1 protein-coding gene and 3 pseudogenes are annotated in these 16,222 nt (G+C 61.1%); 2 read left to right on the top strand and 2 right to left on the bottom strand.

The annotated features are described in order from the left end of the window. The first annotated feature begins 46 nt into the window (after positions 1–46). A complete protein-coding gene (locus H6973_20050; protein ID MCP5127815.1) occupies positions 47–11,758 on the top strand; it encodes an SDR family NAD(P)-dependent oxidoreductase in 11,712 nt (3,903 codons plus the stop codon). Between the two features lie 139 nt (positions 11,759–11,897). Here the strand turns inward: H6973_20050 and H6973_20055 are convergent. Then, a pseudogene (locus H6973_20055) lies at positions 11,898–12,825 on the bottom strand (IS1595 family transposase). Positions 12,826–13,027: 202 nt separating this feature from the next. Here H6973_20055 and H6973_20060 point away from each other — a divergent pair. Next, positions 13,028–14,204 (top strand): annotated as a pseudogene (locus H6973_20060) (IS630 family transposase). 376 nt (positions 14,205–14,580) lie between these two features. On the opposite strand, the pseudogene H6973_20065 reads toward H6973_20060, so the two are convergent. Then, a pseudogene (locus tag H6973_20065) lies at positions 14,581–15,755 on the bottom strand (IS630 family transposase). Positions 15,756–16,222 lie beyond the last annotated feature (467 nt).

Genomic DNA, 16,222 nt, shown 5'->3' on the forward strand with positions numbered 1-16,222 from the left:
CATTCGGCTGTTATAGTTATTAAAAACATAGCGCGTCTGCGAACTAATGAACGAACAAACATTAACCGACAAGCAACGAACCGTTCTGCTGCTCAAGCAGATGCAAGCCAAGCTCGATGCGGCGGAACGCAAGGCTCGGGAACCGATTGCCGTCATTGGGATCGGTTGCCGGTTTCCCGGCGGCGCGGATTCCGCAGACGCCTTCTGGCAATTGCTGGAATCCGGAACCGACGCCATTACCGAAGCGCCGCCGGAACGCTGGGACGTTGACGCCTGGTACGACCCGGACCCGGACGCGCCGGGCAAAATGAATACCCGCTGGGGCGGTTTCCTGCGCGATATCGACCGCTTCGACGCCGAATTCTTCGGCATTTCCCCACGCGAAGCGGTCTCCATGGACCCACAACAACGGCTGACGCTGGAAGTGGCCTGGGAAGCGCTGGAACACGCTGGCATTCCTCCGCTCGCCTTGAGCGGCAGCCGCACTGGCGTGTTTCTTGGCATTTGCACCAGCGACTATGCCCGACTCGGCGAAGCCGTCAGCGATAGCAGCGCGCTGGATACCTACTCCGCCACCGGCGGTGCTTGCGGCGTCGCCGCCGGTCGCCTGTCTTACACCTTGGGCTTGCAGGGTCCCAGCCTGGTGGTCGATACCGCCTGTTCCTCCTCGCTGGTCGCTACCCACTTGGCAGTGCAAAGCTTGCGCCTCGAAGAATGCCGGTTGGCGCTGGCTGGCGGCGTGAACCTCGTCCTGCTGCCTGACGGAACCGTGTCTCTGTCGCGCCTGCGGATGATGGCCCCCGATGGACGTTGCAAGGCGTTTGACGCCGCCGCCGATGGCTTCGTGCGGGGCGAAGGTTGCGGTATTATCGTTCTGAAACGCCTGGCGGATGCTTTAACCGATGGCGACCGGGTGCTGGCGGTGATTCGCGGGTCGGCGGTGAATCAGGATGGCCGTTCTGCCGGTTTGACCGCGCCCAATGGCTTGGCCCAGGAAGCGGTGGTGCGCGATGCTTTGACCAATGCCGGTCTGAAGCCGGCGGAAGTCGCTTATGTCGAAGCGCACGGCACCGGCACCGCGCTCGGCGACCCTATCGAAATGAATGCGCTGGCGCAGGTAATGGCGGCTCATCGCACCCAGCCGTTGCACGTCGGTTCGGTCAAGACCAACCTCGGTCACCTGGAAGCCGCCGCAGGCATTGCCGGTCTGATCAAGACAGTGGAAGCGTTGCGTCATGGCCGCATCCCGCCCAGCCTGTATTTTCGCCAGTTGAACCCCCACATTCGGCCTGGCGACTGCCCTATCCAAATACCGGCAACGCCTGTCGATCTGCCTGCGGATTGCCGACGGATTGCGGGCGTTAGCTCTTTTGGGTTCTCTGGAACTAATGCTCACCTGGTGCTGGAGGGACCACCGGCGCCGGTTCGCCTTTCGCCTTTCGCTTTTCATCTTTCGCCTCGCGCTTTTGAGGTCTTGCCACTGTCCGCCCGTGATGCGAAAGCGTTGGACGCGCTCCGCGAGCGCATGAGTCATGCGGCAGCATTGGATGATTACCCCAATGCCTGTTTCACCGCTGGTGTGGGGCGCAGTCACATGGAATGCCGTTTGGCTGTGGTCGCTGCGGATGGGCGTGAGGCGCGGGAGCAGCTGACTCGTCCGGCAACGGGGCATATCGTTACGGGGCGACCGCGCATCGCATTCCTGTTTACCGGCCAAGGCAGCCAATTTTCCGGTATGGGCTGCGGACTGTACGAAACCGAGCCGGTGTTTCGTGAAACGCTTGATCATTGCGCGACAGTGTTGGACCCGCTACTGGGCCGGTCACTGACCGATCTCTTATTCTCTGGCGGTTCCGACCTGGATCGCACCGAATTTGCGCAACCGGCGCTATTGGCCTACGAGATCGCCATGACCGCATTGTGGCGGAGCTGGGGCGTGGAGCCGGACGCCTTGCTGGGTCACAGTCTTGGCGAATATGCGGCGGCGGTCGTCGCGGAAGCGGCAACGCTGGATGAGGTATTACGGCTGGTCGCCCAGCGCGGCCAGTTGATGCAGGCGCTACCCGCAGGCGGCGCAATGGCTGCAGTCATGGCCGATGCGTCGCGTCTGACTTCATTGTTGAATGCTGATCCACGATTAGCGCTGGCGGCGGACAACGGCCCGAACGCAGCCACTCTTTCCGGCCCGGAAACCGCCGTGGAAGCGGCGCGCGCCACGCTGGACGCGCAAGATATTGTCAGCCGCCGACTAGCGGTGAGCCATGCTTTCCATTCTTCGCTGCTGGACCCGATGCTCGATGCTCTGGAACATGCAGCGACTCGGGTGAATTGGCGGAGGCCGCGCCTGCCGGTCATCGGAAATCTTACCGGTGGGAAAATCGAGCATTTCGACGCCGACTACTGGCGTCGTCACAGTCGGCAACCGGTCGCCTTCGCCGCTGGCGTCCGGCAACTGGCGGCGCTTGACTGTGAAGCGTTTCTGGAAGTTGGTCCACAAGCCGTATTACTAAGCCTGGGCCGGAGTTGTATAAAAGGCGGTGAATGGCTTGCTTCGGCCCGCCGCGATGACGACCGCGCCCTGATGGCGGCGCTGGGCCGGTTGTTTGAACTCGGCGTCAACATTAACTGGCGCGCGGTTCACGCTGGGCGTGATCGACGCCTGATCACCTTGCCGAGTTACCCTTTTCAGCGTCGCCGTTACTGGCGGGCCACTAAGAAGACGACGGGGGACGATGCCGCCGCAATCCATCCCTTACTGGGCGAACGGCTGGATTTAGCCGATGGTTCGGTGGTTTTCCACAGCCGTCTGCCTGCACCCGGCGCCGCTTATCTCATGGAACATCGGGTTGGCGGTCAACCGATGGTTCCCGCCGCCGCCTGGCTGGAAGCTGGCGCTCATGCCGCCATGCGTTGTGGCCATGCCCCGGCGCTGGCGGCGATCCGCTTTGAAGCGCCATTGATTCTCGATGTCCCTCATGAAATCCAGATCGTGTTGAACGATGCTGAAATTCGCATCCATAGCCGACCGCTTGACCAGGAGACTTCCTGGACCCGCCATTTTTCAGCGCAATGGGCCGAAATCCAGTCCCCTCCTTTGGCAAAGGGGGGTGAGGGGGGATTTTGGCCCCGTCGCCCGTGCGGAATCCCCCCCGGCCCCCCTTTTTCAAAGGGGGGAGGTGAACGCTTACCAACGGACGTTCCACCCGAGCCGGTTCAATCGGAGCAATGCCCGGAATCGGTTGATCCCACCGCGCTCTATGCCTGGCTGACGGCTGGCGGTTTGGAATACGGCCCGGTTTTTCGCCGCATCGCTGCCGCCTGGCGCGGACCCAACATCGCAGTAACTCGTCTGATTCCCATAGAAGCCGCCGAATATCAACTCTATCCAGCGCTGTTGGACGCCGCCTTACAAACCCTGGCGGTAGCGACTTTCGAGCAGGGCGATGGCGTGATGCGCATTCCCGTCGAGTTGGAAAGCTTCCATTTGGAGGTTGCCAGCACTGAAGCCAGCGAGTGGTGGGCGCAGGTTCGCTTGCAGGGTGCGGGTGATGATCTGAGCGCCGATTTGCGGCTGGTCGATGCCGAAGGCCGCTTACGGGCCTGGGCGCGTGGCCTGCGGCTGGCGCGTCAGGCTGGTGATGAACCGTGGCGTCATTGGTTATTGGAGCCGGTCTGGCGCGCTAGGCCGCTGCCGTTAGCACCCGCTGAAATCATTGAACAATTGGCGGCGAACCTCCCGGCGGCGCTCGCTGCCCCGGAATTGATGGCCTTAACCGGCCTGGGTGAACGACTCGATGCAGTGGCGGCGTCCTATGCGGCCCAGGCGCTGACTTCCCTGCCGCACGAAGCGGTTGCGCCGCGTCATCTTGCCCTCTATGACCGGCTGGCCAGTATTCACCTATCCAAAATCCCCCCTGACCCCCCTTTGTTAAAGGGGGGAACTGTGGATACTCCTTTATCAAAGAGGGGAACTGTGGATATTCCTTTATCAAAGAGGGGAACTGTGGATACTCCTTTGTTAAAGGGGGGAACTACAGACACTACCCCCCCCTTTGAAAAAGGGGGGCCGGGGGGGATTTTGGACGCACTGGCTGCCGAGTATCCGCGCAGCGCTACGGAAATCGCCCTGCTGCGGCGTTGCGGCCAAGCGCTAACTGAAGTGTTGCGCGGCCAGCAAGACCCGTTGCCGCTATTGTTCCCCGAACGGGAAGCAGGCAATGTTTACCGTGATTCCCCGGTTTCGCGGTTATTGAACCGATGCATCGAAGATGCCGTTCTCGCCGCGCTGCCGGTTGATGGGCCGTTGCGCCTCCTGGAAGCAGGTGCGGGCACTGGCGGGACCACTGACGGTCTGTTGCCCCGGTTGCCGACGGAACGCATGGCTGAATACGCCTTTACCGACATCGCGCCTAGCCTGTTAGCTCAGGCGCGCGAACGCTACGCCGATTATCCGTGGCTCGAACCTCGACGGCTGGACCTGGACGCTGACCCCGAGAAGCAGGGTTTCCAGGCCGGATGCTACCATCTGATCCTCGCCGCCAACGTTATTCACGCCACCGCCGACCTGCGCCAGACTTTTGCTCGATTGCATCGGTTGCTGGTTCCTGGCGGCTATCTGGCGCTGTTGGAAGGCGCTGGCCCTCAAGGCTGGATCGACCTGGTTTTTGGTCTGACCGAAGGCTGGTGGCGGTTCACCGACCGGGATTTACGTCCAGAATATCCGTTGCTTGATCGTCAAGGTTGGCTGGCGGTTCTTGAAGACGCGGGTTTTGCAGCCGCTTTACTGCCGACCGATTCAGCAGGATTGCTGGCGCGTCAGGTGATACTCGTGGCGCGTCAGCAGCCTGTGCGCATCGGCTCCTGGCGGCTGCTGGGCGACAATGACCCGGTGACTCAGGCGCTGTTCAAACAACTGAGCGACGCAGGACAGACCGTGACTCGCATCGCGGCTGACGATCCGCTGCTAACTGATGCTGAAGAACTCTCCCCTTTGCAAAAGGGGGGCCGGGGGGGATTTCGCATCGACGACGGGGTCGCAATTCCCCCTAACCCCTCTTTGCAAAAGGAAGGGATTGAATGGATACCTGGGGAAATATGCATTTACACCGGCGCATTAGCGATTGCCGAAGCAGATAGTCTGGATCAACTCTGGTTCAGCCAGCGTCAAATGCTGGAACCATTGCGTCGGCTGGCAGTGGAGCTGGTTGACCGTGGCGTGCAGTTGGTGGTTGTAACGCGCGGCACATTGGGAGCCGCGCCGGAACAGGCAACCGTCTGGGGACTGGCCCGCGCCATTGCTCAGGAACTACCGGAGCTGGCGACGCTACGCATGGACCTGGACCCGACGCTGCGTCCGGAAAACGCTGCCGCCAGCATCATCCACGAGCTGCAATCTGGCGCTGGCGAAGATCAGATCGCCCTGACCGCCGATGGTCAACGCCAGGTCGCCCGGTTGATTCGCCGGGAACCTGAAGCCGTCGCCCTCTCCACGCTGGATACCAAGGCCAGTTACTTGATTACCGGCGGCCTGGGCGGTCTGGGTTTGCGCAGCGCTCAATGGCTGGCGGAACGTGGCGCACGGCAAATCATTCTGATGGGGCGTTCCGCACCCTCGACTGAGGCGCAGGCCGTTATCGCCGCCTTGGAAACCAGCGGTGTTCGCGTGATGATCGCCCAGGGCAACGTGGCGCGTGAAACCGATATCCGCGCGGCGCTGGCTCTCGCTCCGGGACGGCTGGCCGGGGTAATTCATGCCGCTGGCGCGCTTGACGATGGCGGGTTGGCGCAACTCGATTGGCCGCGTTTCGAGCGAGTGCTGGCCGCCAAATTGGCCGGAGCCTGGCTGCTGCACCGATTGACCGAAAACCTGGATTTCTTTCTACTGTATTCATCAGCCGTTGGACTCATTGGCGCACGCGGTCAAGCCAATCACGTTGCGGCTAACGCCTTCCTGGATGCGCTGGCCGCTCATCGCCGCGCTTGTGGACAACCTGCTGTCAGCCTGGCGTGGGGCGCATGGAGTGACATTGGTTCGGCCACAGACCCGGCGCTGGCGGAACGTCTGCGAAGCGCCGGAATAGATTTGATTCCGCCGGAACAGGGCGTCCGGGCGCTGGAATGGGCGCTGGCGAACGGCCCGGCTTGCATCGGCGTGTTACCCGTGCGCTGGACATCTTTCGCCCAAGCCCTTGGCGAACGGATTCCGCCGGTGTTACAGGATGTAATAGGGCAACCGCGCATTGACCGGAGACCGTCGGTTCATTCGCCCATCGCCACCCAGAAGGAACCGCCGAAGCACGTCATTGACACCGTGCTGATCGAAGCGGCGGCCGTATTGGCTGCCGAGGGACCGGAATCTCTCGACCCAAACCGTAACCTATTCGACCTGGGTCTCGATTCGTTGATGGCGGTGGAGCTGCGTAACCGGTTGCAGAAACGCCTGGATCGAAAACTGCCGTCCACCTTGTTGTTCGATCATCCGACCTCGGCGGCTCTGGCGAAATTCCTTGGCGATGCCCCGGATGCAGCGATCGAGCGCAACCCGGTAACGACGCTGGAACGCGGCGTGGAACCGATTGCCATCATCGGCATGGCCTGCCGTTTTCCCGGCGGCGCGGACAACCCGGAGCGGTTCTGGGAATTGTTGTGCGCCGGTTTCGACGCCGTTAGCGAATTCTCTACCGACCGTTGGGACGCCGAGGCTACGCACGGCGCGACGACCCGTTGGGGGGCGTTTTTATCGAATGTCGATCAGTTCGACGCCGCCTTTTTCCGCATTGCTCCGCGTGAGGCGGCGTCGATGGACCCTCAACAGCGTCTGTTGCTGGAAACCGCTTGGCACGCCCTGGAACGCGCCGGTCAGGCGCCCGACCGGTTGGCAGGCAGTCCCACCGGCGTGTTCGTCGGCCTGTGCAATTATGATTATTCACAGATCGCTGCGGCCAATGGACGCATCGACGCCTGGTCCGGCACCGGCGGTGCGCCCAGCATCGTCGCCGGACGGTTGGCCTACGTGCTGGGACTGGAAGGCCCGGCGATGGTGGTCGACACCGCCTGCTCGTCATCGCTGGTCACGGTGCATCTGGCCTGCCGCGCGCTGCTGGCGGACGATTGCCGCTTAGCGCTGGCTGGCGGCGTGAATCTAATCCTGGCCCCGGCCTCCACGCTAGCCCTGTCGGAATTACAGATGATGGCCCCGGATGGCCGTTGCAAGGCGTTTGACGCCCAGGCCAACGGTTTCGTGCGCGGCGAAGGTTGCGGATTGGTGGTGTTGAAGCGGTTGTCCGACGCCCAGGCCGATGGCGATCCGATTCTGGCGGTCATTCGCGGCAGCAGCGTTAACCAGGACGGCCGCTCGTCCAGTCTGACTGCCCCCAATGGTCGCGCCCAGGAAGCGGTGATTCGTGGAGCGTTAACCCGCGCTGGCCTGGAACCTGCGCGCATCGGCTATGTCGAGACCCACGGCACCGGCACGGCGCTTGGCGATCCGATTGAAATTCACGCGTTGAAGGCGATCTTTGCCCCTAGCCGCCCACCGGATACGCCGCTGGTCATTGGCGCGGTCAAGTCCAATATCGGTCACTTGGAAGCGGCTGCCGGTATTGCGGGCCTGATCAAAACCGTATTGGCGCTGCGCGCGGGCGTGATCCCGCCGAACCAGCATTTCCATACGCTGAATCCGCATATCGCCCTGGACAGCTTCCCGATGATCCTGCCGACTGCTTGTCAACCTTGGCCAGTGACCGATGGCCCGCGCGCCGCTGGCGTGAGTTCGTTCGGCTTTAGCGGCACCAACGCTCATCTAGTGCTGGAGGAAGCGCCAGACCGTGGACCGTGGACCGTGGACCGTGATCAGCCGCTCACGCCTCACCTGCTGGCAATCTCCGGCGCGACGGCCAGCGCCGCCCGAACTTTGGCCAATGCCTGCGCGGATTGCCTGATCGCGCCTGACGCGCCAACGCTTGGCGATCTGGCGCATACCCTGCTGGCCGGACGGGCGCAGTTGGCTTATCGGATGGCCGTGGTCGCCGATGATCCGCATGAAGCGGCGACGGCGCTGCGCACCGCTATCCCGACCCTCGCCCCGTTGCAACCGCCTGATTCAGACCTTCAGCCATTGCCTCCAACGCCCCGGAATTCGGCGGAAAGACGAACCAGGCTGCAATCTCTGGCGCAACGGTTCATGGCAGGCATCGCGCTTGACGGACCATCGATCACCGGCGGGCGCGGCTATCGGATCGTGCTTGCGCCGGTCTATCCCTTCGAGCGGCAACGTTATTGGGTGACGGATCAACCGACCAAAATCCCCCCTAACCCCTCTTTGCCAAAGGGGGAAACTGAACGATTACAGGGCGTTCATCCATTGCTCGGCCATCGCCAGCGTGGCCCTGGCTCAACGCGCCGTTTTGCCAATCGCCTGACGCTCGATGATCAACCCTGGCTGGCGGATCATGCAGTAGGGGGAGAACCAGTTCTGCCTGCGGCGGCGCTGCTGGAGATGGTAGCGGCCACCGCGCCCGCCGATGCGCCGCTAGTGCTGAAACACATCCATTTCCGGGAGTTGTTGCGCCTGGATGAACCGAGACTGATGCAAACCGAACGGGATCAAACCGGTTTTGCCATTCACGCCTCGCCGGTCGCAACCGATGACTGGTCGCGGGTGGCCGATGGTCAGATCGGTTCAACCACGGTTCCGGCAACAACCCTTCCCTCCCTGGACGCATTACGCCAGCGCTGTCGGCAGACGGTTGACCTTGAAGCATTCTACGACGCTTTCACCGCGCAGGGATTGAGCTATGGCCCGGCCTTCCGTTCAATTGTCGAGCTCTATCAGGGCGCTGGCGAAGCGTTAGCCCGGTTGGTGCTGCCGGATGATCTCGATGAAACCGGAATGCGTCTGCATCCCTCCCTGTTGGATAGCGCATTCCAAAGTCTGGGAGCGGCGACCGAATCCACTTCAGGGGATGCGCATTACCTGCCGGCGGAACTGGAGCGGTTTATCTGGACGGGCGCGCCAGCGCCGCGGGAACTCTGGGCCTGGTCACGATTGGCGCGCCGCGCCGATGGAATCCTGGCCGGCGACGTGCAACTCTTTGACCTGAGCGGCCTGCTCATTGCCCATGCCGACGGTTTGTTGCTGCGTCCTGTCCGTGCGCCCCGTCGTCGCGCTCAGGTCTATCAACCGGTTTGGCGGCCATCCTCGGCGACCGGCGAAGCGTTCCCTGCCCATTGGCATCTGTGCGGGGATGCTCAACGAGTCACTGCGTTCACTGAAAAGCTGACGGCGCAGGGCTATTTCCTGGTTCCTCTGTCCGAGTCGGATGGGGTTCTGTTCCTGGCCGGGCCGGAAGCCGCGAGCGACGCGCTGCTTGCGCTGACGCAAGCCGTGCTGGCGTTACCTCATCCCTGCCGGTTGTGGATCATCACTTGTGGGGTTGCGGTGTTGCCCGGTGAAATGCATCTCCCACCCGTGGCGGAAGCAGCGCTTTGGGGTTTCGCGCTGGCGCTGGGCCAGGAACATCCCGAACTGAAGCCGACTGTGATCGACGGGCTGCCAGACACGGAATCAGCATCGGAGATTATGGCCGCTCTGACCCATACCGGCCCGGTGCTGGCGGCGCGACAGGGCCAAATCTGGCGGCGGGATTGGGAAAACCGTCCCATCGGTCCCGGCGCCTGTTTCGCGCTGCAACGTCCTCGCGATGGCCAACTCGCCGAATTATCCCTGGCGTCCGCAGTGCGTCGCGTTCCCGGTCCCGGTGAAGTCGAAATCGCTGTGTTGGCCAGCGGTCTGAACTTCCGCGATGTGATGAACGCTCTGGGAGTTTATCCGGGCGATGCCGGTCCATTAGGCGGTGAATGCGCGGGCCTGGTTTCCGCGCTCGGTCCCGGAGTGACTGGCCTGGACATTGGCCAACCGGTGATCGCGGTGGCACCCAGCTGCCACGCCAGCCATGTTATCGCCCGTGCGCCACTGGCGTGGCCCAAGCCAGCATTGTGGAGTTTTGAACAGGCAGGCGCGTTGCCCACTGTATTTCTCACTGCCGCCTGGGCCTTGCGTCATCAGGGACAAATCCGTTCTGGCCAGCGGGTGCTGATCCATGCCGGAACAGGTGGATTGGGTCTGGCTGCAATTCAGATCGCCCGCGCCGCTGGAGCAGAGGTGCTGGCCACTGCTGGAACTGAGGAGAAACGCGCCTGGTTACGAAATCAGGGCGTTACCCATGTATCGGACTCCCGCTCGCTGGCGTTCGTCGACGCCGTGCGGGAACAGACCGGCGGCGCGGGCGTCGATCTCGTCCTCAATTCATTGAGCGGTGAACTCATTGCCGGTGGTTTCGACCTGCTGCGACCGGGTGGCTGTTTTCTGGAAGCGGGGAAAGCCGGCATCTGGGACGAAGCGCGCGCCGCTGCCTATCGCCTGGATGTGCGCTATGAGCATGTGGCGCTTGACGAAGTGATTGATCGAGACCCGGAAACCGTAGGCGCATGGTGGCGCGATCTATCGCAGGAATTCGCCGATGGGCGTCTGCAGCCGTTGCCGGTGACAATCTTTCCGCTGAACCAGGCCGAAGCCGCCTATCGCTACATGCAGCAGGCCCGGCATATTGGCCGCATTGTTCTCACACGCCGCATCCTGCGCACCGATGGCCTCTGGCTGATCACCGGCGGCACAGGCGCGTTGGGATTGGCGGTCGCCCACTGGCTGGCGGAGCGTGGCGTAACGCACATCGTTCTGGCGGCCCGCCGGTCTCCCGACGCCTCAGTGACCGCCGCGTTGGCTGAGTTAGCTGCTATCCTCGGGGCGCAACCGCGAGTTATTCAGGCCGATGTCAGCCGCCGGGATGAGGTGGAGCGATTGATTGCCAGTCTCGACCGACCGTTGACCGGCATTATTCACGCCGCTGGTATTCTCGATGACGGCGTGGCGGTGCGACTGACCCCGGAGCGCTTGGCGGCGGTGTTAGCGCCCAAGCTGGACGGTGCATTGCACCTGGATGCAGCAACGCGCCATCAACCACTGGAACACTTCGTATTGTTCGCCTCCGCTGCGGGCGTCCTTGGTTCAGCAGGCCAAACCGCCTACGCAACCGCTAACGCCGGACTGGATGCTCTGGCCTGGCGTCGTCAGGCTGAAGGATTACCGGCGCTGGTGGTGGATTGGGGCGCTTGGGCGGGGGGGGGCATGGCGACTGAACGAAATGACGCAGCATTACCTCCCGACGAGGCTTTAGCGACGTTGGAGAACTTGCTGGATACCGATGACGTCCAGGCGTTGGTGTTGCCGCAACCGCTGATTACCGGACGGGAATTCCCTCAGCCCCAGCCGCGCTCCCACGACGGGAGCGGGAAACCCATAGTTGTGGGTTTACGCGCTGAACTTGCCGCCGCGCCCGCTGGAGAGCGCCATGCCCTGCTACTTGCGGCGGTGCGTCGTCAAGCGGCGGCGATTCTCTCGCTGCCTGAAACTCATCTCGATCCAAGCCGACCGCTCAATGATTATGGCCTGGATTCATTGATGGCGGTGGAGTTGCGTAATGCACTGGCGGCAGTAGTGGGTGAACGGCTGCCCGCCAGTCTGTTATTCGATTATCCGAACCTGGAGGCGCTCAGTTGCTTTATCGCCGAGCGGTTGGGTGTAGTTGATGAAGAACCCGCGATGGAAGCGCCCACTCCGCCGAATTTAATGGATGCAGAGCCTTCCTTGGAAGACCTCACTCACGCTTTGCAACAGGAGCTGGACCAGGCGGGCTATTGATGCCGAATTTCACGAAAACGCTTGGGATGCCCTACCGCTTGCGGCGGGGTTCAGTGGTCACCACTTCCAAGGTCAAGAGTAGTTCTGACCGATCCACTATATCATTTGGCTCAATATGGATTCCAGTCAGTTGGCGTTGTTAGGCGACCAGCAGTTCCAAGAGAGGTCTGAGCAAGCCTTTGCCCCGAATGCGGACGTTATGCACGAACTGAAAGAAGCCCAGGTAGAGCGGCAGCTTTTCTTGCGAAATTCCTCGATGGGGTCGCAACCAGGAACGCAACAGGGACCAGAAACCCTCAGCGGTATTAACATGAATCTCATGGAAGCCATCGCCATCGTCGTCGCGGGCGTATTCACCCCGGCTGTGACACACCGTATGATGATCAAAGCCCCAATCCTTCAATGGGTTATAGATTGCATATTCATCGGTATAAATCCGGGTTCCCGGGGCGATGAAAGTCTGAAGGAGCGGTTGGATGGTCGCTTGCTGGACATTATCCAGCATCCGGACGACCACCGCGCCGCCGCGCTCAATCATGCCGAGAATCGGCGGCTTTTCCTGCTCCAGGGTGCCTCGACCCCGTGCCCCCTTCAGCCGGCGACGCCGCCCGCGGCGGCCTTTTTTTTCACCGCGTCCGGATGCCCTTTATGCCCGGCCACCACATAGACCTCGTCGCATTCCACTTCCCCCGCCAAGGTGGGTTCGGGTTGGCGGGCGACGATACCTTGGCGCAGTTGCTCGGTCATCCGCTGCACGTCTCCGGATTCAACGCCAACTCTTGGGCAATCTGGGCATTGGACAAGTTCAAACCCATAAAATATAAACATAATATCCAAATTCGTAACGGCGGGTGGTGGCCGGCCAACACCGTCCCGGTTAGATCGTCAAAAGAGCGATGGCACCCGGCACACCGATATTTCTGTCGCGCCGGTTGGGTCGTGTCGTGACCCTGCTTCGTCACGTTCGCCGCCCCACAATGGGGGCAGTGAACCCCATCGGGCCAGCGCAGTTGGCGGACCGTTTCGTAACACCGGACATCGTCCAGTAGATTCTGAAGGTTGATCATCGACGGGAAACCTGGAGCGCGGCGGTTCAAAACCTCTTCAGTGTAGCTCCTGTCCCTTGGCAGGGCGAGCCATCTTCAACAGCCTGGAATCCATATTGAGCCTATCATTTAACGGTAACCGTTCAGTCCCCCCCTTTAAATGATCTTTAAAAATTTAATCCGGTATAGTAAGGGAGCGATTCTACCCCTGTCCGAGGAGCCGATGATGCCGCGACGCCAGCTTGTGTTGAATGAGACCGAACGCCAGGAATTGGTTCAGATGCGGGATCATGCCCGTCAGCCCTATCTGCGCGAGCGGGCGGCCGCGCTGTTGAAAATCGCCGATGGGATGCCGGCGGCATTCGTAGCGCGACATGGCTTGTTAAGGCCGCGGCGACCCGATACGGTTTATGACTGGTTAGATCGCTATCAAGCCACCGGCAGCGCCGGCATGAAGGTCCATCCAGGCCGCGGGCGAAAGCCTGCTTTTTCCCCCTCAGCATTCGACGGCGGCGGTGGCCCATACGGAGTTGCAACACCTTTGTCAACGGGATCCGCGGGTCTGCGGCGTGGCGCAGACCCGCTGGACCTTGGCGGGCCTCCAGCAGGCGTGTGCGTGGCTGGGCGGTTTGACGCTGGCGGGGGTGCATACGGTGCTGCGGCGCGCCCGCATTGTGTGGAAGCGGGCGCGGGCGGCCATCCGCAGTCCTGATCCCGACGATGATGCCAAATTGGCCGATGTCCAGGCGGCGGTCGCCGCGGCGCAGGCCCAACCGGGGCGGGTCGTGACGGTCTACCTGGATGAAGTGACGGTGGAACGGCAACCGACGGTCGCGAATGCCTATGCACCCAAGGGGTCATCCGAGCAAGCCCAGGCGGTGCGCAGTCCGAAATCCAATACGGTCACCCGGGTGCTCGGGGTCTTGAATGCGCTGACCGGTGCGGTCTTCCATCAGCGTGCCAGCAAAATCACCGTCGCCTTTTTGGTGATGTTTTATCAGGCCCTGTGCCGGGCCTATCCCGACGCGGAGCGTATCTACGTCATTCAGGATAACTGGCCCGTGCATACCCATCCGGACCTTCTGGTGGCCTTGGAATCTCAAGAGACCCGCTGGCCGTGGTATCGCCCACCGAATTGGCCCACGGAACCGAGTGCCGCGGCGATCCGACGATGGGGCGAACTGAAACTGCCGATCCAAATCGTTCCCCTACCCACCTATGCCCCCTGGTGCAATCCGATCGAAAAGCTCTGGCGCAAATTGCGCCAGGACGTGACCCACCTGCATCGCTGGGCGGAGGACCTCGACACCCTCCGCACCGAGATCGACCGCTTCCTCAATCAGTTTGCCCAAGGTTCCTTGGAACTACTGCGCTACGTGGGGCTAGAAGTACCGGATTAAATTTTTAAAGATCATAAAAAGGGGGGTGAGGGGGGGATTTTGGCTCCGTCACCCGTGCGGAATCCCCCCCGGCCCCCCTTTTTCAAAGGGGGGAGGTGAACGCTTACATTTAACGTAGTGAGAATTGATACAACAGGAACGACAGACTGAGAATAGACAACAGGGTAGAAAGGAAAACCGTCGAGATCGCGGTCGGAAGGCACGCCTGATAGCGCTGGGCGAACAGATAGGAGGTCACGCCCGCCGGTAACGGCGCGTCATCGTTCGCTTCGGGTACACGAAATGAAATCGCTCATTAAAATGCCGATCACAATCGGGACAGTAAAATTGCCGTTGGCTTAAATGCAGGTAGTGTCCCTCAACTGCTGTGGTGAACCTAGTGGGCTGACACAGAAGTTTTGACAGGTTCAGAGGTTTCTAGGTCCACCGGGGTTTCAGAAGATTTCAAGGGAGGATAGAGGCGCTTGAGTTTGACCCGGGCCAAGTCGGTGCCGAACTGCCAGTGGATTTTGGTCTGACGTAGGTTGCGTGGGCCTTGCCAAGCGGCGATTTCCTTCCGCAAAGTTTCGAGGTTCGCAATGCGGCGATTCAAACACTGGCCGGCGAGAACAGCGAACTCACATTCCGCCATATTGAGCCAACTGCCATGCTTGGGGGTGTAATGAAATTCGAGCTTGCGGGTGATCCGGCGGGCTTCCTCTGGAGAAAAGACACTATACAAGGCCGCAGGAGTGTGGGTATTGAGGTTATCCACGACCAACCGGATTCGCTCCGCCTTCGGAAAGTACACATCAACGAGTTGCTGCATTTGCTGGGCAAAATCGCGTTTGGTGCGCTGTTTCGTGACATTAACATGACGCCACCCGCGCAAGGGTTGTACGAATAGAAATAAATTGGCGGTGCCTTCGCGTTTGTATTCACAGTCATAGCGCGCCGGTTGACCCGGGCGGGCGGGTTGAGGACAGCGGGTTTCGCTGGTCAATTGCACCGGACTTTCATCGAAGCACACTTGGGGGTATTGAGGATCATCGGGTTCGGCGTACAGGTCCAACACATCCTCCATATGCCAAACATAATCGGGACTGACACTGGGAATACACCATTCTTGACGTTGCCAGGGTTTGAGGTCGTTTTTTTAAGGATGCGCCGCACACTCTCACGGGAAATGGCTTCGATGGGCCGGAGTTCCATGAAGCGGTCCGCTAACAATTGGAGAGTCCACTGACAACGGCCAGCGGGCGGGGTACTACAGGCCAAGGCGACCAGAAAGGCGGCCTGTTTGCCGGTCAAGGCCGGGGGCAAACCGACTCGTGGCCGCTCGCTTAACGCCGCCAGCAACCCTTCGTCGACAAACCGTTGACGGGTACGATGAACGGTCGAAATCCCCAAGTGAAGGCTTTGGGCAATGGCCTCATCCGTCGCCCCTTCCGCAGCCTGCAGCAACACATGGGCACGGGCAACCTTGCGCGCCGCTGCCTTGCCTTTATGAATGACCTTCAGCAGGTCTTCCCGCTCCTCTTCAGTTAGATCAACCAGATACTTGTGGGCCATGGTGATTCCTCCTGTTGATCTCAACCATAGGGCACCCACCGCTACCTGTCAAAACTTCTGTGTCAGCCCACTAGATGCTACTTTGATCATGCTGGGGCATCCGCCTCTGAGCTATGGTACTCAGCGGGGAGATCAGCATGGAGTGGGAGTCGTTGTATTGCCCAAACCGGAACTGCCGTCACTATGGAAAGCCCTTTAAAACAGGACAGTTGATCAAAGATGGGAGTAGCCGTGGTCATCCAAGAGCGCTCTGCCGAGCGTGCGGGAGACATGTCGTCTTGAGTTATGGAACGGCCTATTGTGGTTTGGATGCTGAACCCGCCGTTTTCGAATTGGCGGTACGCGCACTGGCGGAGGGGACTTCGCTGCGGGCGACCGCCCGGATTGTCCTGACGGACAAAGATACGGTGTGTGCCTGGTTGGACCGGGCGGCGCGCCAGTGTCGGCGGGTGATGCTCTATCTGTGG

The organism is Gammaproteobacteria bacterium (genome assembly GCA_024235095.1).
Lineage (GTDB): Bacteria > Pseudomonadota > Gammaproteobacteria > Competibacterales > Competibacteraceae > UBA2383.

Bases quoted from the DNA above. Each gene is read 5' to 3' on its own strand.
- H6973_20050 (MCP5127815.1), top strand. From the start codon at position 47: ATGAACGAACAAACATTAACCGACAAGCAACGAACCGTTCTGCTGCTC.